The sequence below is a fragment of the Verrucosispora sioxanthis genome, from assembly GCF_010560025.1.
Lineage (GTDB): Bacteria > Actinomycetota > Actinomycetes > Mycobacteriales > Micromonosporaceae > Micromonospora > Micromonospora palythoicola.
Map to the genome: position 1 here is coordinate 49206 of NZ_SAIY01000008.1, position 23163 is coordinate 72368.

Here is a 23163-nt window from a genome sequence, read left to right on the forward strand (position 1 = left end):
TCCTTCCCAGCTCAGCATGATTCCTCAGCATCGGGATGAACATAGTCAATCGGTCGATACTGCCCAGCCCGACATGCCGAGATGTCGGCGGCAGTATGGGATCACCAGGGTGCCGCCGGGTCCAGCGGGCGCAGTCTATACAACAACTCGCGTCCGCCTCGGCTGAGTCTCCCCGAATGTTCGAACGGTTCCAGCGCCTCGCGCGCCTCGGCCAGCGTCGCCGTCCGTGCCGGCTCCGCGAGAACCCGACCGAACAGCAGCAACGACTGCGCCAGCTCCTCGGCAAGCTCCACGTTCGCCGGATCCCTGCCCCTCAGCTCGCGGCGGACGTGTGCCGCCGCGCTGAGCAGCGTCTCCGCGTTGCCGGAGCGCGGCCGGGTCACACCGCCGAGCGCCAGTTCACCGAGTCTGTCGTAGAAGGACGCCAGGTGCCGGGCGAAGTGGATGCTCCCTGGTTCGGCGGCGAGCATCTGCTCGGCCCTGGTCCGACCCAGCCGGTAGAAGCGCTCCGCCGCTTCGCCGTCGTCGCGTTCGGCGGCGAGTGCTCCGAGGCCGGAGTAGAAGAACAGCGCGTCGCGGACGAACCTCGCATTGCGGGGCTCGACCGCGAGCAGATCCTCGGCGACGTCGAGCCCCAGCCGGTAGTGCCGCTCGGCGTCGGCCAACTGGCCCTCCTGCACGGCGAGCTCACCCAGCCCGCCGTGGCACACCAGCAGATCGTGCGAGAACTCGGTGTTGCGCGGCTGCACGTCCCGCAGCCGACGTCGGATGTCCAGTGCCAGTTCGTATCGCCGCCGGGCCTCCGCGAACTGCGTCGCCTCCGCCGCGAGATCGCCCAGACGCTCGTAGGAGACCGACAGGTCCCGGGCGAACGTGACGTTGTCCGGATCGTCACTCGACAGTCGCTCCCGCAACTGGTGGCCTCGTTCGTACAGGTGCCGCGCCTGCGTGGGATCGCCGCTCTCCAAAGCGAGATCACCGAGCACGTCGTAGGAGATGGACAGATCCCGAGCGAATGTCGGATTGTTCGGCTCCTGGGTGAACAGACGCTCGCGGATCTCCAACACCTGCCGGTACAACGCCTCCGCCCGGATCGGGTCGCCCGTCTCACGGATGGCCTCGGCGAGCCGTTGCCGGGACACCGCCAGGTCACGCGCGTAGGCGCTGTCGACGGGATGCGCCCGGTGCAGTCGCTCCCGGATGGCCAGCCCCTTCTCGTACAGCCCACGTGCGAGCTCCGGTTGACCCAGCCAGGCCGCCAGCCGCCCGAGCTTGTTGTACGAGATCGACAACTCCCGGGCGAGGTGGTCGTCGTCCGGCCGCGCCCAGGAGAGGCGCTCCCGGATGCCCAACGCGCGGGTGTAGAGGGCCTCGGCGCGTTCGCTCTGCCCGGAATCCCGGGCCAGGTCACCGATCCTGTTGTACGAGGTGGAGAGTTCGATCATCCTGATGTCGCCGGCCTGCCCGGTCCGGGCCGCCTCCTCCACCTGTGCCTCCACGCCACCGGCGAGCAGCCGTTGCAGCCCGATCGCGAGGTCGAGGTTGCCCGGCCGGTCACCGCCGCCGTGCGCCCGGACCTCTGCCCGGTCGGTGAGGCTGGTGTGCCTGTCGAACAGTGCCGCGGCCACCGCCGTGGCGGCGACGGAGTCGCTGGCCGCCAGCCGGGCGAGCAGGTCGAGGCTCCGAGCGACCTGCCCGTCGTCGGCCAGGTCGAACACCGCCGCGAGCAGTTCACGTCCAGCGTCACGCTGACCGGCCAGGGTCTCGGCGACCAGCGCTTCGCCGAGCAGGTCCGGACGGACGGGATTGACCTGCAACGGCCCGGCGTACAGCGCGGAGAGCCAGAGCACCGTCTCACCCCGCACTGCCGACCTGCGCTCACCGCGCAGCTCGGGCAGGATCTGGAGCAGCCCGTCGGCCTGGTCGCCGTCCTCGGCGCCGGCCAGGCTGGCCAGGGCGACCGCGGCACGGCGGGTCCGCTCGGCCAGTGCCGCTGGCGCCTGCCCGTTCCAGTGGCGCGCCTCGTGATCGAGCGCGCGGTCGACGGGCGGCCGGTCCCGCGCCGCGTCCTGGTCGGACAGCGCGCGGTCGAACGCCTCGAGCAACACCTCCAGCGGCACCTCGTACCGCTTCTCGCCCAGCGGCGGCACCGGGGGCGTCGGCGGCGACTTCTCGCCGAACCAGGCACGCCGGAAAGCCTTGAACGACGCCCCGTACAGATCACGGCGCTCGGCCAGCGGCAGACCACGAATCGCGATCGGGTCTCCGCTGCCGCTGAGGATCGTGCGCAGGGCCGGCTCGGCGCCCTTGCCGAGTTCCCGGACGATGTCCCCGTTGGCCGTGCCACGGGCCGTCGTCCGGGTCAGCAGCACGACCCGTACCGGCGCGAGCTGGCTGGCGTTGCGTCGCAGTTTGTCGAGCAGCTCCCGCAGCGTGTGGATCGCGATCGCCTCGACGTAGTCGATCACGATCAGCCGGGGCAGCGGCAGTCCGGCGACCTCGTGCACCGCGCTGGACAGGGCGGTGAGCTCAGTCCACCGGACGACCAGCCAGCCGCATCGGTCCATGGACCGGCACAACTCGATGGCGTGCCGGGTCTTGCCGGCACCTCCGACGCCGGCGAAACGCCACACCTCCATCGCGGTGGGTCGTTCGCACCACCGCACGGCGTGCGCGAGGTCCTCGTCGCGCAGTCGGTACGGCACCACCCGCGCGTCGGCGAGCAGCATCTCGGCCGGCAGGGAGCCGGGCATCCGGACGAACCCCTCCCAGCTCGGCCGCAGGGCCGCGGCCTCCGGCACCGGTAGGACCGCGTGCCATGTCCGGCGGTCGGCCAGCACCGCTTGCGCCCCGAGCCGCAGCAGATCGCGCCCGTGCGCCACGAGTGCCTCGGGCACACCGGGCAGCTCGCCGAGCAACGCCGAGATCGGTGCCGCCCAGCCTCCCAGGTCACCGTCGCGGTCCCGGGTACCGGTCAGCACCCCGACGACGGCCCGCCGGGTCGGGCACAGCAAGGGTGCCCCGGACAGGCCGGGAGCCGCCTGGCCCGCCTTGAGCCGGAAGAACCCGTCGCCGTCGACCCCCTCGAAGATGAACCGTGCCGGTGCGCCCGGCGGTGGGCCGACCAACTCCCGTGCCGCGAATCCGTAGGCGTGGCAGTCGTCGCCCAGTGGCTCACCGCTGGCCGTCCACACGACAGGGTGTCGGCCCACCCATGGCCGGGTTGGTTTCAGGCGCAACAGCGCCAGATCCGGAAACGGCCACAGGATGGTGCGTTCCGGCGGATCGGAGTGGGCGACCACGTCGGCGGGCACCGCACCGTCACCGACGTCAGCGGCGGCCGGCGTCACATCGACCGCCGTGTGGAAGCCTTGGCGGTCGCGGTCGAACACGACGTGCGCGGCCGTCACCACCCAGCCGGGGGCGATGAAGAAGCCGCTGCCCAGCAACGTCCCGTCCGGCCCGGCCACCCGGACCACGTGCCGGCGCAACTGGCGAGAGTCGACCGGGCCACCGCCGGACGGTTGACCGACCGGGGTCACGAACCGCCTTTCCAGACCAGTGTGATCTTGAAGGTGGCCGCTCCGTCGCCGGCTACGATGAGCCCGGTCAGCGGGCCCGCCTTGGCGGTCAGCGACAGGCCGAACTCGACGGTCGCCTCCGTCGGCTTGGCCTGTTGCCAGGCTCGGGACAGCTCGTCGGCGATGACCTCGACCGTCTCACGGACGCCGTCGAAGGAGAGCAGTCTCGCCGGTGAGACGTTCTCCGGGCCACCTCCGTCCAGCAGTTCCGCGAAGAACTCGACCTCACCGGAGCGGATCGCCTCCACGTGTCTGCGCCGAGAATGATCAGGTTGCATGCGCCACCCCTCGGTACCGAAGTCGACTCACCTTGCATGGTGGCACGCGCGATCACCTCGGTGCCCCGGTGACGTTTCTCAGGAGAAGCGCCGCCCCTCGTCGCGCCGGTACGCCCAGCCGGCCAGCGTCGCCAATCCGACGATCCACACCCCCAGCATGACCATCGAGAGTGGATCGGGCCGGAAGTCGCCAACCGCCGTCCACATCAGTTCCACGGCCCCCCGGGTCGGCAGGAACGGCGCGATCGCCTCGATGAAGGCGGGTGCCTGCCCGGGCGCGGTGAGCAGACCCCCGCCGACGGCCAGGGGGAAGAAGACCAGTTGGGCGACCACGATCGCCGCCTTGCTCGGCAGGGCGTACCCGATGGCGAGCCCCATCAGCGTGAACGGCACCGACACCAGCGCGACGGTGGCGGCGGCGAGCGCGAACCCCGCGGCGGTGGTGTGCGCCTCGGTCAGCAGCGCCGCGATGAGCACCACCGGCAGCAGCGACAGGTAGGTGAGGGTCAGCCCGGCCAGGACCCGGCCGGCGAACCGGGGTGCCGGCCCCACCGGCAGGGTCCGCAGGTACGGATCCCACGGTTGGGCCCGGTCCTCGGCGACGCCGACGCCGTACTGGAAGACGTTCGCGCTGAGCACCGCGAAGGTGACCATGGCGGCGGTGGCGTAGGTGGCCCCGACGGCGTCGTCACCGACGGCCGGTACCACGAAGAAGAGCATCGCGACGGCGGGAAAGAACGCGCTGCCGAACACCGCGACCGGGGTCCGGACGAGTTCCAGCAGTTGGTAACGGGCGTGAGCCAGGGCGTACTGCACGGCGTCTCCTCAGGCGGTGGTCGGTACGCCGGCCTCCGCCGGCCGGCTCTCGGCGGTGATGGTGAGGAACGCCTCCTCCAGCGAGGTGGGTCGGACCTCCAGGTCACGGAAGGACACACCGGCGGTGACCAGGTCGCGGACCAGTTGGTCGGCGTCGCCGGTGAGCAGGTGGATCCGCTCCCGGTCCCGTTCCACCCGGACCACGTCCGGCAGGGTCGGCAGCTCGTCGGCGGTCAGGCTGACCCGACGCAGGCCGACGACGCCACGAATGGCGGCGACACTGTCGTCGGCGAGCACCCGGCCCTGCCCGATGACCACCACCCGCTGGGCCAGCGCCTCGATCTCCTCCAGGTAGTGGCTGGTGAGCAGGACCGTGCCACCGTCGGCGTGGAAGGCCCGGATCGCCTCCCACAGCGCGTGCCGGGCCTCGACGTCGAGCCCGGTGGTCGGCTCGTCGAGCAGGACCAGCCGGGGCCGACCGACGAAGGCCAGCGCCACCGCCAGTCGCCGCCGCTGCCCGCCGGACAGACCACCGGTCTGCCGCCGGGCGAGATCAGCCAGACCGAACCGGTCGAGCAACTCGGCCCGTGGAACCGGGTCGGGAAAGTGCGCGCCGACGAAGTCGATCACCTCACCGACGCGGAGCGAGCCGGGCAGCCCGGTCTCCTGAGGGGTGACCCCGACCCAGCGGCGGTACGCGGGATCCCGGGGATCGCCGTCGAACAGCAGCACCCGGCCGCCGGTGGGGCGGCGCAGCCCGACGAGCAGGTTGAGCAGGGTGCTCTTGCCGGCGCCGTTCGGCCCGAGCAGACCGACAAGTTCGCCGGCCCGCACGTCCAGGTCCACCCGGTCGAGGGCCAGGACGTCACCGTAGCGTCGGGTGGCCTGTTCGGCCCGGGCGAGGATCATGGCGTCTCCTTGGTGTGGGCGGGCGCCAGCAGCGCCCGGATCGCCTCCGTGTACTCCTCGAAGGCCAGGCGACCACGGCTGGTGAGGGCGATCAGGGTGGTCGGGGTACGACCCCGGTGGGTCTTGGTGACGGCGACGTAGCCGGCCTCCTCCAACCGCCGCAGGTGCACCGAGAGGTTTCCCGCGCTCATTCCCAGCAGCTCCTGCAAGCGCGGAAAGGTCACCTGATCACGATCGGGCAGGGCGGACAGGGAGGCGACCACCCGCAGCCGGGCCTGCGCGTGGATCACCGGGTCGAGTTCGGTCATTGCCGGCCCCGGCGACGCAGCCAGCCCAGCAGCCCGGCGAGCAGCATCCCCCCGCCGCCGGCGACCGCGACGACCAGGGCGTGCCAGCCGGGACCGGCGATGGTGCCCAGCAGGTTGACCACGGTGATCCAGACGCCCAGCAGGAACAGGGTGCGGTCCAACCAGACCGCGCCGCCGGCCATGTGCAGGATGCCGGTCAGGCCCACCGCGAGGGCCGACCAGAGCAGCCCGACGAGGTCCGGCGGGAGGCTGTCGGACAGCCGGCCGGCGAGCACGAAGAGGGTGAGGAAACCGAGCCCCCAGGACCAGCCGTACCAGGCGCCACGCTGAGCGGACTCGCCGGCCACCTGCCCGTACGCCCGCGCGCCGGCCACCGCCGAGACGGCACCCGCGGCGGCCAGCAGGACGAACAACGTGGTCAGCGGCAGCCAGGAGGGCATCTCGACCAGGGGCACGTCACCCGGCGAGAAGTAGAGGAAGTGCAGCCCGAAGCCGATCAGCCAGGCCAGACCCCAGGGCCAGTAGTAGGCACGTGGGTCCGGCTCGAACTGACGCGCGGCGGTCGCCCGCTGCTCGTCGATCAGTCGAAGGGCCGCGGCCGGGTTCTCGGGCGGCAGGTCATCGTCGGCTGTCACGCAAACTACTTTATGACGCAAAGTCAAGCCTGCGGACAGTGGACCCGCCGGTGGCCCGGCGCACCCCGCTGGTCTGCGGACCGGTCAGCGGTCCACAGACCAACGTGGTCGCTTGTCAGCCGGCGCAGGTCGCCGTGATCCCGGACGGCGCCGTGCCGGCCGAGGCGAGCAGCCCGAACGTGGTGCTACCGCCCGGCGCGACGGTGCCGTTGTACGACGCGTTGCGGATCGTGACGTCGGCGCCGGCGCCGTCGGACACGCCACCCCAGACCGACTGGATCCGCTCGTCGCCGGACCACCGCCACCGGACGAGCCAACCGTCGAGTGACTCGCTGCCGGTGTTGCGTACGGTGACCGTGGCAACGAAGCCGCTGCCCCACCGAGCGTCGATCGTCGCCGTCGCGCCGCACCCCGACACCGGTTCGGTCCGCACCGGCCCACCGATCACGTACGGGTCACGCCGGGCCTCGACGTCGCTGAACCGGAACCAGTACTCGGTGTCCGGGGTCAGCCCGTCGAGCGTCACCTGCCCGTTGCGCTCCAGCCCGGTGACCGCCTCGGCCACCGGATTCTGCCAGGTCGCCGCGTCTTCGTAGCTGGCGAAGAGCAGCACGGTCATCGGCAGGTCGTAACCGCAGGGCGGGCCGCTGAACTGCAGGGTGTAGCTGATGGTGACGGTGGTGGCGGTGACCCCGGTGACCCTGCCGCTGATCGGCAGTGCCGGCGGGCACGCGACCGTCGGGGTCGCGGTCGGGCTCACGGTCGTCATCAGGCGTGGCGTCCCGAGTGGGGCGGCCTGGGTGTTGGCGGCACCGGCCGCCGTGACCCCGGCGACGGCGGCCAGGGTCACGGCGGTCAGCACCACGCCGAACGTGCGAAGCATCCGTTACCTCCAAGGGACGGTGGCCGGCCGGGTCGGCTCAGCGCCAACCGACGGCCGGTAGGTCGTCGGGCGCCGGCCAACGGACCGCTGACGGCGTCGTCAGCGGATGTCACGGTGGCGGCACGCGAGAGAGAACTGCCCGGATGCGTGGCACGCACGGCGCGCGCCAACGCCCGTCGAGCGACCGCACCGGCTCCCAGACGCGGTCGACGAGCCGAGTCTCTCAGTCGACGTCCCTCGATACAACCGGCCGATCCGGCGGACCGGACCCGGGCCGGTGACCGGATGTCGAATCAGGACCCGGGCGCCGCAACCGCGTCCGTCACGCGGGATCACCCCATCGACTTGGCACCGTCGATGGCCTCCCGGAGGATGTCGGCGTGCCCGGCGTGCTGGGACGTCTCCGCGATGATGTGCAGCAGCACCCGGCGGGCCGACCAGCGGGCGCTCGGCTCGAACCAGGGCGCTTCCGGCAACGGCTGACCGGCGTCGAGGTCGGCCAGGGTGACGACGAGTTCGTCGGTGCGGCGTGCCACCTCGTCGTACGCCGCCAGAATGCCGTCCAGGGTCTCCCCCGGCAGCATCTGGAACGACTGCGTGTGGCGCTCGTAGGCGCCCGGGTCGTCCGAGCTGCCCATCGCCGTAGGGCCGTTCAGGATGAAGTCGACCCAGTCGCGCTCGGTGTGCGCGACATGCTTGATCACGCCACCCACGCACAGCTCACTCACGGTGCTGCGCTCGGCGGCCTGCTGGTCGGTCAGGCCCCGCGCGGTGTTTCGCAGGAAGAAGCGGTGCTGGCGCAGGGCCTGGAGCAGGTCGGCACGCTCGGCTGGCAGATCGGTTTCGGTCATGGTCGGCCCTTCGTCGGCGGTCAGCCGGATGTTATCGGCCACCACCGACAGTTCCCTGCGCCAACGCCGCGCGCATCCGGCTGATCTCGACACCCTGCTCCACCACGACGCTGCCGGCCATCTCGTTGACGGTCACGTCGGAGCCGAGCGTCAACGCCTCCTTGCCCATGTCGATCGCGCCCTGGTGATGATCGGACATCATGTCGACGAACAGGCGATCGAACTCGGCCCCCCGAGCGGCGGTGAGGCGGTTCAGCGCCGCCGCCGACTGCATGCCGGACATGTCATGCCGATGGTCGCCAGCGGCGTCACGGTCGAGGCCACGGTCGGCCAGCCACGCCTCCAACACCTTGATCTCCGGCCCCTGGGCGGCCAGGATCCGATCCGCGATCGTCTTCAGTTGCGGGTTCTCGCCGCGCTCCGGGGCCAACCGGGCCATCACGAGCGCCTGCTCGTGGTGCGGGATCATCATGGTCACGAAGCGGACGTCGGCGTTGTTGTACGGCGGACGCGGCCTCGCCGACGTCTCGTTCGCCGGCAGCGACGTCGCCGGCTCGCCGGGGCGTCCGGGCATCAGCACCGGCGCGGTGGCGTCCGGGTTCGCCGGCAGCTCGATCGGCGCGGGCGTACGGGTCGTCGCCGTCGGCTCCGAATCGCCGTCCGGCCACCGGAGGGCCAGCGTCGCCCCGACGACCAGCACCGCCAACACCACCAGCTCGATCAGTACCCACCTGCGCGACCGCCTGAGCAGTTCCCGGACCCGTACACCCAGCACCACGTGACTCCCGCCGTCGTCGAGGTTGGCCGGATGTTAGCGCGGGACTGACCTGCGGCGGGAGGGGCGGGACGGCGGAAGGACCGATTGGTCCCACCTGCGGTGGTCGGCACACGCGAGATCCCTTCGTCGTCAGGCGCACCGGGGCTGCTCGGTCCTGTGCGTACACCCGCGCCGGCCCTTGACCGGAAACCCTGATCGGCTTAGCTTCATCGATCAGGAAGGTCTCTTAACTGATTTCGCCCACCCCGCCGGGAGTGCCGATGCGATCGTTGCGTCCCCGCCACCTCACCGCCCTCGTCGTCCTGACCACCCTGCTCGTCGCCGCCGCGCCACCGGCCGCCGCCAAAGCGAGCCCGGGCCGCAGCGACGGGTACCACCGGGTCGGCTACTTCACCCAGTGGGGCATCTACGGCCGGGCGTTCCCGGTGAAGAAGCTCGACACCTCCGGCGCGGCGAGCCGGCTCACCCACGTCAACTACGCCTTCGGCAACGTGAGCGAGGACGGAAGGTGCTATGTGGACGGCGGCCCGGGCGAGGGTGACGCGTGGGCCGACTACCAGCGTCCCGTCCCGGCGCAGGAGAGCGTCGACGGCGTCGCCGACGCCTGGGGCGAGCCGCTCAACGGCAACTTCGGCCAGTTGGCCAAGCTCAAGGCCAAGCACCCCGGCCTGAAGGTGATGATCTCGCTCGGCGGGTGGAGCTGGTCCACGTACTTCTCCAACGCCGCCCGCACCGACGCCTCCCGCCGAGCCTTCGTCGCCTCCTGCATCGACCTGTACCTCAGGGGCAACCTGCCGATCCTGGACGGCGGCAGCGGCGGTCCCGGTGCCGCCGCGGGCGTGTTCGACGGCATCGACCTGGACTGGGAGTGGCCCAACTGGCCCGGTGAGGCCGGCAACGTCATCCGCCCCGAGGACCGGGAGAACTTCACCAAACTGCTCGCCGAGTTCCGCCGACAGCTCGACGCGTACGGCCGGCAGACCCGTCGCCACCACCCGCTGACCGCCTTCCTCCCGGCCAACCCGGCCGCCATGGACGCCGGCTACGAGGGACGCGAGATCTTCAGGTACCTCGACTTCGCCACCGTGCAGGGCTACGACTTCCACGGCACCTGGGAGGCGGTGACCAACCAGCAGTCCGCACTGCGCGTACCAAAGGGCGCACCGGACGACCCGGACTTCTCCGTGGAGGTGGCGGTCGACGGCTGGATCGCCCGTGGAGCGCCGAGGCACAAGCTGGTCCTGGGCATCCCCTACTACGGCCAGGGCTGGACCGGCGTCACCGGCGGCGGCGACGGGCTGTTCCAGCCGGCCACCGGGCCCGCTCCGGCCACCCACGCCGCCGGGTTCGAGGACTACAAACAGCTCAAGAACCTGGCCCGGGACGGGTTCACCGTCCACCGCGACCTGCGCGCCGGGCACGCCTGGCTGTTCGACGGCACGACCTTCTGGACGTACGACGATCCGGTGGTGGTGCTCCAGAAGACGCTCTACATCCGCCGGACCGGCCTGGGCGGGGCGATGATCTGGTCGCTCGACGGCGACGACGACCACGCCACCCTGACCAGGACGATCAGTCTGGGACTCACCACCCGATAGCCGTACCGTCCCTCGGCCGCCGTCCCGCACCGGCGGCGGCCGGGCGGTGGGCGCTCAGCCGAGGATGCCCTCGTGCAGCGCGCGGAGCACCGCGTTCGTGCGGTCCCGCGCGCCGAGCTTGGTCAGGATCGTGGAGACGTGGTTCTTGACGGTGCCCTCGGCGAGGAAGAGCACCTCGGCGATCTGCCGGTTGCTGTAGCCGTGCGCCACCAGCCGCAGCACCTCCTGCTCGCGTTCGGTGAGGCCCTGCACCGGTGGCGCCTGCGGTCCGGCCGGGGACGGCCCGGAGCGGATCGCCCGCAGCATCCGGTCGGTGATCGACGGAGCGATGAGCGTGCCGCCGTCGGCGAGCGTACGGATGGCCCGGGTGAGCTGTTCCAGCGTGACGTCCTTGAGCAGATAACCCCGGGCACCCGCGCGCAGCGCGGCGAGCACGAGTTCGTCGTCGTCGAAGGTGGTCAGCACCAGCACCGGGACGTCGACGTTCTCCGCACGTAGCCGTTCCAGCGTCCAGATGCCGTCGAACCGGGGCATCCGCAGGTCGAGCAGGAGCACGTCGGGGGCGGTACGCACGACGACCGGCAGCGCGGCGCGACCGTCGTCGGCCTCGCCGACCACGTCGATCCCGGCGACCTCCAGCAGCCCACGGATGCCCTGTCGGATGAGGGTCTGGTCGTCGACCACCACCACCCTGGTCATCGCGCCGGCACCCGCGCGGTCACCCGGAACCCGTCGCACCCGTCCACGGACAGCTCACCGCCCAGGGCGGCGAACCGCTCGCCCAGGCCACGCAGCCCGTTGCCGAGCGACGGTTCCGGTGCGCCCCGACCGTCGTCCCGGGCGTCGAGCACGGTCTCCCGATCGTCGCCGGTCACCGAGATCCGCAGGGTACGCGCGTCGGCGTGCCGGATGGTGTTGGTGACGATCTCCTGGGTGGCCCGGACGAACGCCGCGCTGTCGTCCTCGTCGATCCGCACCTCCGGGAACACCTCGATCGTCACGTCGAGACCGGGCAGATCCCGCGTCACCCGGCGCAACGCCTGCTCCAGGTCGGGGCTCTCGGTCCGCAGCTGCCCGACCGTGGCCCGCACATCGCCGAGCAGGTCCCGGGCGACCCGGTCGGCCCGGTCGAGGTGGGTGCGCACGGCCGGACCCTCCAGGTGACGGGCGGTCTCCAGTTCCAGGGTCAGCACGGTCAGCTGGTGGCCGATCAGGTCGTGCAGTTCACGGGAGATGCGCAGCCGTTCCGCCGTGGCGGCCGATTCCGAGAGCAGCACACTGGCGGCCTGCAACTCGACATGCGCCTCGGCCAACTCGCGGCGCATGCGCTGTTCCCGCAGCAGCGTGACCGAGCTGAGCAGCGTCGCCACCTGGATCAGCAGGTAGAAAACCAGAATCATGACGCCGTCGGCCGGGGCCCGGGTCAGCGATGCCGCGCCGAACGTGATCACCAGCGTGTTGGCGACCACCACCGCCAGGCCCACCGGCACCGGCACCACGTACACGCTCACGGCGGCGGTGAGGACCAGCAGCACCGGCAGCAGGCCCAGGGTGGCAGCCGTCAACAGCAGAGCCCAGGCGGCGACGACTGCCCCGGCGAACGCCGCGTACCGCACCAGCCGGGACACCCGGGTGGCGACCGCGCCGAGCAGGGCGACCAGGTAGCCGGCGAAGAGCACGATCCACCAGCCGCGCGCGATCGTGGTCCCGACGGCACCGACGAGGCCTGGACCGGCGACGGCGACCGCCACCACGAGCATCGCGAGGCCGGACCATTCGTCTGTCCCGACGCGTCGCACCGGTCCACTCTAGGTCGGGCCGTGGCCAGCCCACCTGTGCCGGAAGTCATGCCCGCGGGTGATGACTTTCGGGACCCGACACCGGCCGGGAGCGTTCGTAGCCTCAAGGCATGACCAGCACCGAACCGGCGATCCTCGCCGAGCATCTCGCCAAGAGCTACCGCGGCAGGCGAGCGGTCGTCGACGTGAGCCTGCGGGTCGAGCTCGGCGAGGCGGTCGGTGTGGTCGGTGCCAACGGCGCGGGCAAGACGACGACCGTCGAGATGATCGCCGGGCTACGCGTACCCGAACAGGGGCGGGTACGCGTACTCGGCCTCGATCCGCGCCGCGACCGGGCGCGGCTGCGACAGGTCCTCGGCGTGCAGTTGCAGCAGGCCCACCTGCATCACGCGCTCCGGGTCACCGAGCTGGTCGACCTCTACCGCAGCTTCTATCCCGATCCCCGGCCCACCGGCGAGCTGCTCGACCTGGTCGAGCTGACCGGACAGCGCCGGACCAGCTTCGACAAGCTCTCCGGCGGCCAGCAGCAGCGGCTGTCCATCGCCCTCGCCCTCGCCGGTCGCCCCCGGGTGGTGATCCTCGACGAACTGACCACCGGGCTCGACCCGGCGGCTCGGCGACGGATGTGGGCCACGGTCGAGCGACTCAGCTCCGAAGGGGTCAGCGTGCTGCTGGTCAGCCACACCATGGAGGAGGTCGAGCGGCTCTGCGACCGGGTGGCGGTGCTCGACGCCGGCCGGGTCGTCGCGCTCGACACCCCGGCGGGCCTGGTCGCCCGCGCCGGTACCAGCACCCTCGACGACGCTTTCGTCGCGCTCACCGGCCGGCAGCTGACGGAGGAACCCGCATGACCCCGCTCGTGCAGGCCCGCCGGCCCGGGCCGCGTTCGCTGGTGACCCTGATCCGGTGCGAGGCGAAAATGGTCGTCCGGGACACCGCCGGGCTGGTGGTTCCCCTCTGCCTGCCGTTGCTGATCATGTTGACGAGTGCCTCCGGCGCGAGCCGGACGGTGGTCGCCAACGGACGCACCGCGCTGGACCTGTACGTCCTGCCGCTCGTGTTCACCATGGTCGTCGCGATCATCGGCATCATCAACATGCCGAGCTTCCTCGCCTACTACCGGCGCTCGGGCATCCTCCGCCGGCTCGGGGTGACCCCCGCCGCACCGGCCATGGTCCTCGCCGCACAGGCCGTCGTCAGCGTTCTCCAGGCACTCGTCGGCATCGCGGTCGCCCTGGTCGTGGCGTTTCTGGCCTTCGGCGCCAACCCGCCCGCCGACCTCGGCCGGGCGGTCGCAGTGGTCGCGCTGACGATGACGGCGATGTACAGCGCCGGCATGATCGTCGCGGCGGTCGCTCCCACTCCCAACTCCGCCGTCGCCATCGGCCTGGTCGCCTTCTTCGTCCTCGGTGCCCTCGGCGGCATGTTCGGCGGCCGGGACTCCCTACCCGAGCCGCTCGCCGAGGTCGGCGGCTGGCTGCCGTTCGGCGCGGCCGTCGAGGCCCTGTCGTCCGCCTGGGCCGGCATCGCGGTGTCGACGGCGAACCTGGTCGGCCTCGGCGCGACCGTGGTCGGCGGAGCCGTGGTCGCGGGCGTGCTGTTCCGCTGGGAGTGAACCCGTCCCGGTCACGCCCGCCGACCCCGGCGCCGCCGAACGGCGGCCGGACGTGAGGAGGCCGGACCGGTCGGTCAGGACGGCTCGGCGGAGAGCAGGTAGTCGTCCGCCTCGCTGCTCCACCGCAGGCCGACCGCCCCTTCGGTGGCGGCGGCCTTGCAGAACTGGAGGAAGCCGCGATAACCGAGCTTCTTCTCGCTGAAGTCCGGCCGCACCCGTCGGAGCTGGTTCTTCAGGCCGGACAGGGCCACCTCGCCGGTGCCGCCGCCCAGGTCGCGGACCACCGAGCTGAGCAACGCGAACCCGGTCTCCCGGTCGCCGTGTTCCGGCAGGGAGACCTCCGGATCGCCCTTGGCCGGGCCTTCCGCCAGTTCGACCACCCGCAGTTCGGCAAGATGGCGCAGCAGTTCTCCGAAGGTGCGGAACCCGTGGTCGGACTCGCTGAAGGTGGGATCCTTGCGCAACAGGGTCCGCTTCAACCGCGAGGCGGTCACCTCCCCACCGGAGCTGCGCTGCAGACCCGCCACGGTCTGGGCGACGAGGACGGCGAGCGCGTCGGCGTCCCGGGCCGGCTCCTCGGTCGGCGGCGCCTCGGGTTCCATCTGCTCGACGGGCTCCGGCTCGGGCAGCCGGGCCGGACGGCTCCGTCGCCCCCGCGTCGGCAGGATGTCGACGCCCTCCAACCGGTCGTAGTAGAGGAACTCGTCGCACGCCGGTGGCAGCAGGGCCGAGGTGGACTTCTCCACCCCCACCCCGATCACCTGCTTGTTGAGTTCGCGGAGCTTGTGCACCAGCGGCGTGAAGTCGCTGTCGCCCGTGCAGAGGACGAAGGTCGAGATGTACCCGCGTTCGAAGGCCAACTCGATCGCGTCGACGGCCATCTTGATGTCGGCGGCGTTCTTGCGGGTGGCACCCATCCGCTGCGGAATCTCGATCAGCTCGACGTGCGAGCGGGTCAACATCCGTCGATCCTCGTCAAAGTACGACCAGTCGGCGTACGCCCGGCGCACCACCACCCGGCCGCGCTCGGCCAGCGCGTCGGCGATCGGTCGGAAGTCGAACATTGCCCCGCCGTGGTGGTCGCGCACCCCCAGCGCCAGGTTCTCGTAGTCCAGAAACAGGGCGATCCGGTCTTCATGCTCCACCCGGGCAGCGTACGTCGGTGTGGCCGTACCCACCGGTGGCACCGCGCCGACGCGGGACCGTCACGGACGGCGGCTACCATCGCCCGATGGATCTTCGCGGCACGATCAGCCCGGACCGTCCGCTGCTCGTCCTGGCCATCGCCGAGGAGGCCGCCCACCTCGACGCGGAGTTTCCGGTGCTGCTGACCGGGATGGGAAAGGTCAACGCGGCGGCCGCGGTGGCGGCGACGCTGGCCCGCTCACCGTTGCCGTCGGTCCTTGTCAACCTCGGCACCGCCGGCGCGCTGCATCCGGGTTGGACCGGCACCCACGAGATCGGCAGCATCCTCCAGCACGACCTGGACACCGAGTTCATCCGCCGGCTCACCGGGCAGACCGTCGGCGCGCCGCTGACCCTGGGTGACGGGCCGACGCTGGCCACCGGCGACCGGTTCATCGCCGACGACGAGGCCCGCGCGGCCCTGAGCCGCCACGCCCACCTGGTCGACATGGAGGGGTACGCGGTGGCGTCGACGGCGCACGCCCTCGGGGTACCGGTCCGGGTGGTGAAGCAGGTGAGCGACGAGGCCGGCGACGGGGCGGAGCGCAGCTGGCAGGAGTCCGTGGACGGCTGCGCCCGCGTCCTCGCCGGCTGGGTGCGGGACAACCTCTGACCAGCGGCCCCGGGCGTGTGCTGGCGTGTACGGCACACGTTTGACGCCGGGAGTTGCGGGTAGCCGCGCTGCTGCGGCTACGGATTGGAAAACGGGTCATGGAGCTGTCGGCACGCACGACGATCATCATGCGCAGTGGCATCCGAGGGGTCATCGCCGCGATGGCGATGTCCGGGTTACGGCAGGCCACCACCTCCCTGAATCTGGTGCAGAGTTCGCCGCCGAAGTCGGTGATGGAGAAGCTGGTGCCCGGGCTGCTCGACCGGTTGCCCGGCGACCAGCACCCGGCGGCCCTGGCGGCGGCGCACTGGGGCTACGGGCTCAGCGCCGGGCTGGCCTTCGGCGCGCTGCCGAAACGCCTCCGTCATCGGATCTGGGTCGGCCCGCTCTACGGCATGGTGCTGCTGCTCGGCTTCCACGCCACCATCGCGCCGGCCCTGGGCATCGACCGTCGGCTGTCCGACTGGCACGAGCAGGTGGCCCTGGTCGCCGACCATCTCCTGTACGGCATCGTGGTGGCGGGCTTCCCGATGCCGCACCGGGACTGACCGTCACCGGGCGGCGTGGCCCACCCGCCTGCCGAGCCTGTCAACGCGCCGCACGTCGCGTCGACAGGCTCACGCCAGCTCAGGCGCCGCCGGCCAGGTCGCGCCGGCGGAAGGCGGACACGGCCGCCTGCGCGAGTGCGCCGGCGAGGACGGTGAGCAGCACCACCGCGACCACGCTGACGTCCTCGAGCGGGTACTCCCCCACGTGCTCGAAGGGCGACAGTCGCAGCACATTCTCGGGTAGCTCCAGGATCGGGGCGAAGTAGCCGGCGATCAGCCCGTAGCCGAGCACCACCCAGATCACCGGCAGCATCCTCGGTGCCGCCGCGTAGAGCAGGGTGGCGGCACCGAGGACCAGCCAGACCGCCGGAGTGTGCGCGAGGTGGCCGACCAGCAGGTCACCGAGCAGACCCGCGTCGCCGGTGCTCGCCGCCGCGCCGACGCCCATGCCCGCACCGGCGACCAGCAGCAGCCACGGTACGCCGAGCGCCACGACGGCGAGGTGGCCGCCGATCCAGGCGGCCCGGCTGACCGAGGTCGCCAGCACCGGCTCGGTCCGGCCCTCGGTCTCCTCGGCGCGCAGCGACTGCACCGCGAGCACCGCGAAGACCCCGACGACGAGCGCCATGGTCAGGCCCATCATGCCGAGATAGCCGGCGAGCAGGTCACCCGAACCACCACCCATGACCTCCACCAGGTCCGCGGGTGCGTTCTCGAAGCCGTCGAGCAGGGGCTGGGTGAACGATCCGTAGGCCACGCCGGCCACCAGCAACGCCGCACTCCAGCCGATCAGGCTCGCCCGGTGCAGCCGGAAGGCGAACGTGAGCGGGCCGGCCAGCCAGCTCGCGGCCCGGGGCGGGCCCGGGCGCGGCGGCACCAGGCCGGCACCGAAGTCGCGCCGCGCCGACAGGACGTAGCCGGTGGCTGCGGTCGTCGCCGCGAACGCCAGCGCGATGGCCAACGGCCACCAGCGGTCGTGGACGTACGCGGCGGTCTGCTGCGACCAGCCGATCGGTGACAGCCAGGACAGCCAGGACGGCCCACTGCCCTGCACCGCGGCCATGTCGCCGAGGCCGCGCAACACGAACGCGGCACCGAGCGCGGTCCCGGCCGTGCCGGAGGCGGCCCGGGGGTACTCCGACAGCTGGACGGTGACCGCGGCGATGCCGGCGAAGGCGAGGGCGACCGCACCGACGGAAGCGCCGAACAGCATGGATCCGCCCGCGTCGAAGCCACGGCTGGTCATCATCGCGCCGATCAGCAGGGCGACAAGCACCGCCATCACGGTGGTGAGGGTGAGCGCGGCGGTCAGCTGGGCGTGCCGACCGACCACGTTGGCGCGGACCAGTTCGGCCCGGCCGGTCCGCTCCTCGGTCCGGGTGTGCCGGACCACGGTGAGCAGGCCCATCAGCCCCGCGCCGAGCAGCACGTAGAGGCCGTACTGGCCGGCCAGGAAGCGTTCGATCGTCAGGTCGTCGAATCCGAAGCCGGGTCCACCGAACAGGGCTCCGGCGGGGCTGCTGGTGAAGGCGGTCAGCCCCGCCAGGTCCTCGGGAGTCTGCGCGATGGTGTCCAGCGCGGCGGCGAAGTACGTCATCAGCAGGGGCAGACCGAGCGTCCAGGCGGGCAGCCGGAACCGGTCGCGGCGCAGCATGAACCGCAGGAGGTTGCCGGTCCCGGTGACGGCGGTGCCGGTGCCCACCGGTGTCGTGCGGTGCGGCGTCGTCGCGGTCATCACGCCACCTCCCCGGCACCGTTGCCGACGAGCCGGTCACCGTAGTGCCGCAGCAGGAGTTGCTCGAGCGTCGGCGGCCGGACGGTCAGTCCCTGCACACCGAGGTCACCGAGTTCGCGTACCACGACGGCGAGCTGGTCGCCGTCGACCTCGAAGCGGACCTGCCCGTCGGCGGTACGCAGGCCGTGCACGCCGGCCAGGTTGGCCAGGCCGTCGGCCGGCCGGTCGGTGACGGCCTCGACCGAGGTACGGGTGAGGTGGCGCAGTTCGGTGAGCGAGCCGGTCTCGACGATCTTGCCTTGTCGGATGATCGAGATCTGGTCGGCGAGCACCTCGACCTGGGCCAGGATGTGGCTGGACAGCAGCACGGTGCGCCCGGCGTCCTTGACCTCGCGGATGCACTCCTGGAACACCGCCTCCATCAACGGGTCCAGCCCGGCGGTCGGCTCGTCGAGCAGGAGCAGCTCGACGTCGCTGGCCAGCGCCGCGATGAGCGCCACCTTCTGCCGGTTGCCCTTGGAGTAGGTGCGGCCCTTCTTGCTCGGGTCCAGGTCGAAGCGCTGGCACAGCTCGTCCCGGCGCACCGGGTCGGTGCCGCCGCGCAGTCGGGCGAACAGGTCGATCGCCTCGCCGCCGGTCAGGTTTGGCCACAGCTCCACGTCGCCGGGCACGTAGGCGAGCCGCCGGTGCAGGGCGACCGCGTCGCCCCAGGGGTCACCGCCGAGCAGCCGGGCCCGGCCGCCGTCGGCGCGCAGCAGCCCGAGCAGGATCCGGATGGTGGTGGACTTGCCGGCGCCGTTGGGGCCGAGGAAGCCGTGCACGGTGCCGGCGTCGACGCGCAGGTCGAGTCCGTCGAGTGCCTTGACCCGACCGAAGGACTTGTCGAGGTGGTGGATGTCGATGGCAGCAGTCATGGTCGTTTGACCTCATTCGAGGTAGTCCCGGGGCGTACCGGGGTGCGATGTGGTCGATCGACGGATCCGGGGCAGCGCCACGCGGAGTCCGGTGTGTTTCGCGGTGGTGCGCGGATGAGTGGGCCACGCCGCGGCGTGGTGGCGGTTCAGCTCGCCGTACCGTCGGGGTCGGCGGCGTTCGGTGCGGGCGACGGCGGATCCGGCACGTACATCAGGTATTCGTCGAGCATCGACCGGTCGACGAGCAGCCCCTCGGTGAACAGCTCCAGCGCCGGCAGCGTCAGTTCGCCCATGTACTGACGGAACAGGGCGGGGAACTTCTCGGGCTCCGCGTCGGCGCCGTGCAGGGTGAACCAGAGCAGCATGCTGCCGGTCGCCTGGTAGGCCAGGTAGCGGGCGCGGGCGGCCCGGGCACGGCTGGGCCGCACCACCCCGGCCGCCTCCCCGGCGGACAGGTACGCCTCGGCGTCGCTGATCATGTGCTCGATCAGCTGGGCGGCCAGTTCCCCGCCGGCCTGCATGCTGCGCAGCAGGTACTGCACCATCGGCGCGAACTGCTCGACCTGGGCCATCTGCGCCAGCAGCATCGTCCCGGTGCCGTCGGTGAGCGCCTTCTTCTTCTCCCGGCGCATGATCTCCAGCACCCGCTCGTCGCAGGCGCGGCGGAGCCCGTCCTTGGAGCCGAAGTGGTGCACGATCAGACCGGCGGTCACCCCGGCGTCCGCGGCGATGGTGCGCAGCCCGGCCCGGAAGCCGTCGCGGGCGAACCGGACGATGGCGGCGTCACGGATGCGGCCCGCGGCGGCCAACTCGCCGCCGCGCTCCTCCGAAGCTCCGCCCAGGGACGTCACACCACCAGATTAAACACTTGTTCAATCGCCCGGCAAGCCCCTCAGTTCTGCTCGGTCGGCCTCGGGAGCGGGGATCTCGCGCAGGCCGCTGCCGTCGAGCCGCAGCCATCGGTGCACACCGATGTCGCGCAGGAAACGCTCGTCGTGGCTGACCACCACGAAGGCGCCCCGGTAGGCGTGCAACGCGTTCTCCAACTGGCCCACGCTGACCAGGTCGAGGTTGTTGGTGGGCTCGTCGAGCAGCAGCAGGTGCGGCGCCGGCTGGGCGTAGAGGACACAGGCCAGGGTGGCGCGCAGCCGCTCACCGCCGGAGAGGACGCCCACCGGCAGTTGGGCGCGGGCACCCCGGAACAGGAACCGGGCCAGCAGGTTCATCCGCTCCGACTGCTGACGGTCCGGGGCGTACCCGGTGAGGTTCTCCAACACGGTGCGCTCCGGGTCGAGCAGGTCCAGCCGCTGCGACAGGTAGGCCACCCGGCCGTCGGCGCGACGCACCCGCCCGCCCTGCGGATCCAGGTCGCCGAGCAGCAGGCGCAGCAGGGTGGACTTGCCGACCCCGTTGGGGCCGGTCAGCGCGATCCGTTCCGGACCGCGGATGGTCAGGTCGAGCCCGTCCCCGGGGAACACCGCCCGGCCCCCGTACCGGACCTGCATCCGCTGCCCCTCCACCAGGGTGCGGCCGGCCGGGACGTCGGTCTCCGGTAGTTCCACGGCCAGCGTCTGGTCGTCCCGCAGTGCCCGACCGGCCTCGTCGAGCCGGGACTGCGCGGCGCTGACCCGGCTGGCATGTGCCTGCTGGGCCCGGCCCGCCGACTCCTGGGCACTGCGCTTGAGCCCACCGGCGACGATGCGGGCCAGACCCGCGCTGCCGAGATTGCGGGCGGCGTTGCCGGCCCGCCGCTCGGCGCGCTCGCGGGCCTGCTGCATCTCCCGCTTCTCCCGCCTGAGGTCCAACTCGGCGCTGCGCACCTGGCGCTCCGCCAGCTCCTGGGCAGCCCGTGCCGCCGCCTCGTAGGCGGTGAAGTTCCCGCCGAACATCCGCGCTTGCCCGCCGTCGAGTTCGGCGATGCGGTCCATCCGGTCCAGCAGCATCCGGTCGTGGCTGACCAGCAGCAGGCAGCCGGACCAGTTCTCCAGCACCGCGTACAGCCGGTGCCGGGCGTCGATGTCGAGGTTGTTCGTGGGCTCGTCGAGCAGCAGCACGTCGGGGCGCCGGAGCAGTTGCGCGGCGAGACCGAGGGAGACCGCCTGGCCGCCGCTGAGGGTGTCCAGGCGTCGATCCAGCGCCACCTCGCCCAGCCCGAGCCGGTCGAGTTCGGCGCGGCTACGCTCCTCGACGTCCCAGTCGTCACCGATCGCGGCGAAGTTGTCCTCGCTGGCGTCGCCGGCCTCGATGGCCCGCAACGCGGACAACGCCGGGGCGACGCCCAGCACCTCCGCCACGGTCAGGTCACCGGTGAGCGGCAGGTGCTGCGGCAGGTAGCCGAGCACTCCCTCGACGGTGACGCCGCCGCCGGTGGGTACGAGGTCACCGGCGATCAGGCGCAGCAGCGTCGACTTGCCGGCGCCATTCGGCGCGACCAGGCCGGTGCGACCCGGCGGGACGGTGAGGGACAGGTCCTGGAAGACCGGGGTGTCGTCCGGCCAGGAAAAGAAGAGTCTGGTGCAGACGACGCAGGCGTCGGACATCGAGTAAGACCTCGGATGAGAAGCCGGGGAGACTACGCCCCGGTCAGGCAGACAGGGCCACGACACGACAGGCCGCCGTCAGGCGGCGGGGGTGTTCACCCCGAGATGTCGTCGTCCCCCGAAAGCATGTCGCGCGCTCCTCGCTGTGTACCGGGCGGTTGAACCGCGGGGGCCAAGCCTAGCAAGTGCCGGTCCCGGCCGGGCCCGAGCCGGCGACCCACCCGCCGAGCCCCGAACCTCGGCGGGTGGGTCGCCGATCAGGACCGGATTCGACCGCGCACCCGCAGGTAGAGCAGCGCCGCCGCGGTCACCGCCACCGGCCAGAGCAGGTAGACACCGGTCATGGCCAGGAGGAACAGCACCACACCGATGGTCGCGGCGGCGGCGTACCAGGCGGCGCTGCGGCGGGGCAGCAGCCGCAGCGCCGCCGCGACACCGATCACGTAGACGGTGCTGAAGGAACCGGTCGTGACCAGCACCAGCGAGTGGGTGTCGAGACCGGTGACAAGTGTCGCGCCGAGCGCGAGCAACGCCAGGGTGGCGGTGACCGCGAGGCTGCGGCGGGGCACCTCGCCCGCCACGCTGCCCCGGGCGAGCCAGGCGGGCAACGCCCCGTCTCGGCCGAGGGCCGCACCGAGCTTCGCCGCTCCGGCGTAGTAGGCGTTCATCGCGCCGAAGGTCAGCAGCAATGCCGCCCCGGCGACCAACCAGCGGACGTCGCCGCCGAGCGCGACCGCGAACAGTTCACCAAGCGGCGCCGTGGAGTCCGCTGCCGCCGAGCCGAGTACGGCGACGGTCGCGAAGGCCACCGCCAGGTACAGCGCACCAACCACGACGACCGCCGCGGCGGTGGCCCGGGGCAGGTCCCGCTCCGGACGGCGGAACTCGCCGGTCAGGTGGGTGATCGCCTCCCAACCGACGAAGCTCCACATCAGCAGCGCCGCCGCGGGGCCCACGGCGGCCAGGCCACGTGGGGCGAAGGGCGTGAGGTTCGCGGCGTCCGTGTGTGGCAGCGACAACAGCACCGCCAGCAACAGGAGCACGACAAGGGCCCCGGCGAGCGCGAGTTGCACCCGGCCGGCGAGCTGCACTCCGGCGTGGTTGGTGACGGTGACCGCGACCATCAGCAGCACCGCCGTGACCGCGACGGTGCGCGTACCGCCGCCGACCGCCGCCTCGACGTAGGCCGCGCCGAACAGCGCCGCCGCGGCCGCGCCCGGTGGCACCGCGAAGTAGAAACACCATCCGACGACGGCCGCTGCCCGCGACCCGAAGGCCATCCGGGCGTACGTCGAGACGCCACCGGCGTCCGGGTGGCGGGAACCGAGCGCGGCGAAGGTGGCCGCCAGTGGGGCGGAGACGAGCACGAGCAGCAGCCAGGCGAGCAGCGAGGCGGGACCGGCGGCCTCGGCGGCCAACGCGGGCAGCGCGATCACCCCGGTACCCAGTACGGCACCGACGTAGAGTGCGGTGCCCTGGGCGGCGGTGAGCCGTCCGCCGGTCACCGGCGTGGCACGGGTCTGGGTCATGTGATCACCGTCGTCCGGGCCGGCCGGCCGGGACAGCCGGATTGGCGA

Annotated in this window: 22 protein-coding genes and 1 pseudogene; 5 read left to right on the forward strand and 18 right to left on the reverse strand. The window is 71.9% G+C overall.

Annotated elements, in window-relative coordinates:
- Positions 1-101: 101 nt before the first annotated feature.
- The 9 genes from ENC19_RS21725 to ENC19_RS21765 form a co-directional block, all read right to left on the reverse strand.
- A complete protein-coding gene (locus ENC19_RS21725) occupies positions 102-3542 on the reverse strand; it encodes a tetratricopeptide repeat protein (RefSeq protein ID WP_164448944.1) in 3441 nt (1146 codons plus the stop codon).
- Positions 3539-3859, reverse strand: a complete 321-nt coding sequence (locus ENC19_RS21730) for a CU044_2847 family protein (protein ID WP_164448945.1) — start codon at positions 3857-3859, stop codon at positions 3539-3541. The genes ENC19_RS21725 and ENC19_RS21730 overlap by 4 nt, the downstream gene beginning before the upstream one ends.
- Positions 3860-3937: 78 nt before the next feature.
- Positions 3938-4675 (reverse strand): ABC transporter permease, encoded by a 738-nt coding sequence (locus tag ENC19_RS21735; RefSeq protein ID WP_164448946.1) that lies wholly within the window; start codon positions 4673-4675, stop codon positions 3938-3940.
- Positions 4676-4684: 9 nt separating this feature from the next.
- Entirely contained in the window at positions 4685-5584 is a 900-nt protein-coding gene (locus ENC19_RS21740; RefSeq protein WP_164448947.1) for an ABC transporter ATP-binding protein, read from the reverse strand.
- Positions 5581-5892, reverse strand: coding sequence for a transcriptional regulator (locus ENC19_RS21745; RefSeq protein ID WP_164448948.1), 312 nt, complete (start codon positions 5890-5892; stop codon positions 5581-5583). The genes ENC19_RS21740 and ENC19_RS21745 overlap by 4 nt, the downstream gene beginning before the upstream one ends.
- Positions 5889-6527, reverse strand: a complete 639-nt coding sequence (locus ENC19_RS21750) for a transporter (protein ID WP_164448949.1) — start codon at positions 6525-6527, stop codon at positions 5889-5891. Before ENC19_RS21750 ends, ENC19_RS21745 begins: the two co-directional genes overlap by 4 nt.
- A 115-nt stretch (positions 6528-6642) precedes the next feature.
- Positions 6643-7410 carry a cellulose binding domain-containing protein gene (locus tag ENC19_RS21755; RefSeq protein WP_164448950.1) on the reverse strand — a complete coding sequence of 256 codons (768 nt, stop codon included), beginning with the start codon at positions 7408-7410 and terminating at the stop codon, positions 6643-6645.
- 332 nt (positions 7411-7742) lie between these two features.
- Positions 7743-8306 (reverse strand): DinB family protein, encoded by a 564-nt coding sequence (locus tag ENC19_RS21760; RefSeq protein ID WP_309246000.1) that lies wholly within the window; start codon positions 8304-8306, stop codon positions 7743-7745.
- Positions 8293-9036: a DUF305 domain-containing protein gene (locus tag ENC19_RS21765; RefSeq protein WP_309245999.1), complete on the reverse strand. Its 744-nt coding sequence runs from the start codon at positions 9034-9036 to the stop codon at positions 8293-8295. Before ENC19_RS21765 ends, ENC19_RS21760 begins: the two co-directional genes overlap by 14 nt.
- Positions 9037-9299: 263 nt before the next feature.
- Between ENC19_RS21765 and ENC19_RS21770 the strand changes: the two genes are divergently transcribed.
- Positions 9300-10637, forward strand: a complete 1338-nt coding sequence (locus tag ENC19_RS21770; protein ID WP_164448951.1) for a glycoside hydrolase family 18 protein — start codon at positions 9300-9302, stop codon at positions 10635-10637.
- Positions 10638-10691: 54 nt separating this feature from the next.
- Here the strand turns inward: ENC19_RS21770 and ENC19_RS21775 are convergent, their stop codons facing one another.
- Both ENC19_RS21775 and ENC19_RS21780 read right to left on the reverse strand, forming a co-directional pair.
- Positions 10692-11336, reverse strand: a complete 645-nt coding sequence (locus tag ENC19_RS21775; protein WP_164448952.1) for a response regulator — start codon at positions 11334-11336, stop codon at positions 10692-10694.
- On the reverse strand, positions 11333-12436 hold the full coding sequence (locus ENC19_RS21780) for a sensor histidine kinase (protein WP_164448953.1): 1104 nt from the start codon (positions 12434-12436) through the stop codon (positions 11333-11335). Before ENC19_RS21780 ends, ENC19_RS21775 begins: the two co-directional genes overlap by 4 nt.
- Positions 12437-12546: 110 nt before the next feature.
- Between ENC19_RS21780 and ENC19_RS21785 the strand changes: the two genes are divergently transcribed.
- Positions 12547-13287, forward strand: coding sequence for an ABC transporter ATP-binding protein (locus ENC19_RS21785; protein ID WP_164448954.1), 741 nt, complete (start codon positions 12547-12549; stop codon positions 13285-13287).
- Positions 13284-14051, forward strand: coding sequence for an ABC transporter permease (locus ENC19_RS21790; RefSeq protein ID WP_164448955.1), 768 nt, complete (start codon positions 13284-13286; stop codon positions 14049-14051). The genes ENC19_RS21785 and ENC19_RS21790 overlap by 4 nt, the downstream gene beginning before the upstream one ends.
- A gap of 74 nt (positions 14052-14125) precedes the next feature.
- Here the strand turns inward: ENC19_RS21790 and ENC19_RS21795 are convergent, their stop codons facing one another.
- The gene (locus ENC19_RS21795; protein ID WP_164448956.1) at positions 14126-15196 is read right to left on the reverse strand and encodes a PIN domain-containing protein; all 1071 of its coding nucleotides are present in this window, start codon (positions 15194-15196) and stop codon (positions 14126-14128) included.
- Positions 15197-15282: 86 nt separating this feature from the next.
- On the opposite strand from ENC19_RS21795, the gene ENC19_RS21800 reads away from it, so the two are divergent.
- Entirely contained in the window at positions 15283-15849 is a 567-nt protein-coding gene (locus tag ENC19_RS21800) for a nucleosidase (protein ID WP_164448957.1), read from the forward strand.
- Positions 15850-15947: 98 nt separating this feature from the next.
- Complete coding sequence (locus ENC19_RS21805) at positions 15948-16397, forward strand: DUF1440 domain-containing protein (RefSeq protein WP_164448958.1); 450 nt, start codon at positions 15948-15950, stop codon at positions 16395-16397.
- A 79-nt stretch (positions 16398-16476) separates the two neighbouring features.
- Here the strand turns inward: ENC19_RS21805 and ENC19_RS21810 are convergent, their stop codons facing one another.
- From ENC19_RS21810 to ENC19_RS21830, 6 genes and pseudogenes are all read right to left on the reverse strand, one after another.
- A complete protein-coding gene (locus ENC19_RS21810) occupies positions 16477-18132 on the reverse strand; it encodes an ABC transporter permease (protein ID WP_164448959.1) in 1656 nt (551 codons plus the stop codon).
- A complete protein-coding gene (locus ENC19_RS21815) occupies positions 18132-19046 on the reverse strand; it encodes an ABC transporter ATP-binding protein (protein WP_164448960.1) in 915 nt (304 codons plus the stop codon). Before ENC19_RS21815 ends, ENC19_RS21810 begins: the two co-directional genes overlap by 1 nt.
- A 146-nt stretch (positions 19047-19192) precedes the next feature.
- Positions 19193-19678, reverse strand: a complete 486-nt coding sequence (locus tag ENC19_RS21820; protein ID WP_328824350.1) for a hypothetical protein — start codon at positions 19676-19678, stop codon at positions 19193-19195.
- Between the two features lie 33 nt (positions 19679-19711).
- Positions 19712-19897, reverse strand: a pseudogene (locus tag ENC19_RS31545) (helix-turn-helix domain-containing protein); the annotation flags it as partial.
- A 21-nt stretch (positions 19898-19918) separates the two neighbouring features.
- Positions 19919-21586 carry an ABC-F family ATP-binding cassette domain-containing protein gene (locus ENC19_RS21825; RefSeq protein ID WP_164448962.1) on the reverse strand — a complete coding sequence of 556 codons (1668 nt, stop codon included), beginning with the start codon at positions 21584-21586 and terminating at the stop codon, positions 19919-19921.
- Positions 21587-21843: 257 nt separating this feature from the next.
- Complete coding sequence (locus tag ENC19_RS21830; protein WP_164448963.1) at positions 21844-23115, reverse strand: APC family permease; 1272 nt, start codon at positions 23113-23115, stop codon at positions 21844-21846.
- Between the last annotated feature and the right edge of the window lie 48 nt (positions 23116-23163).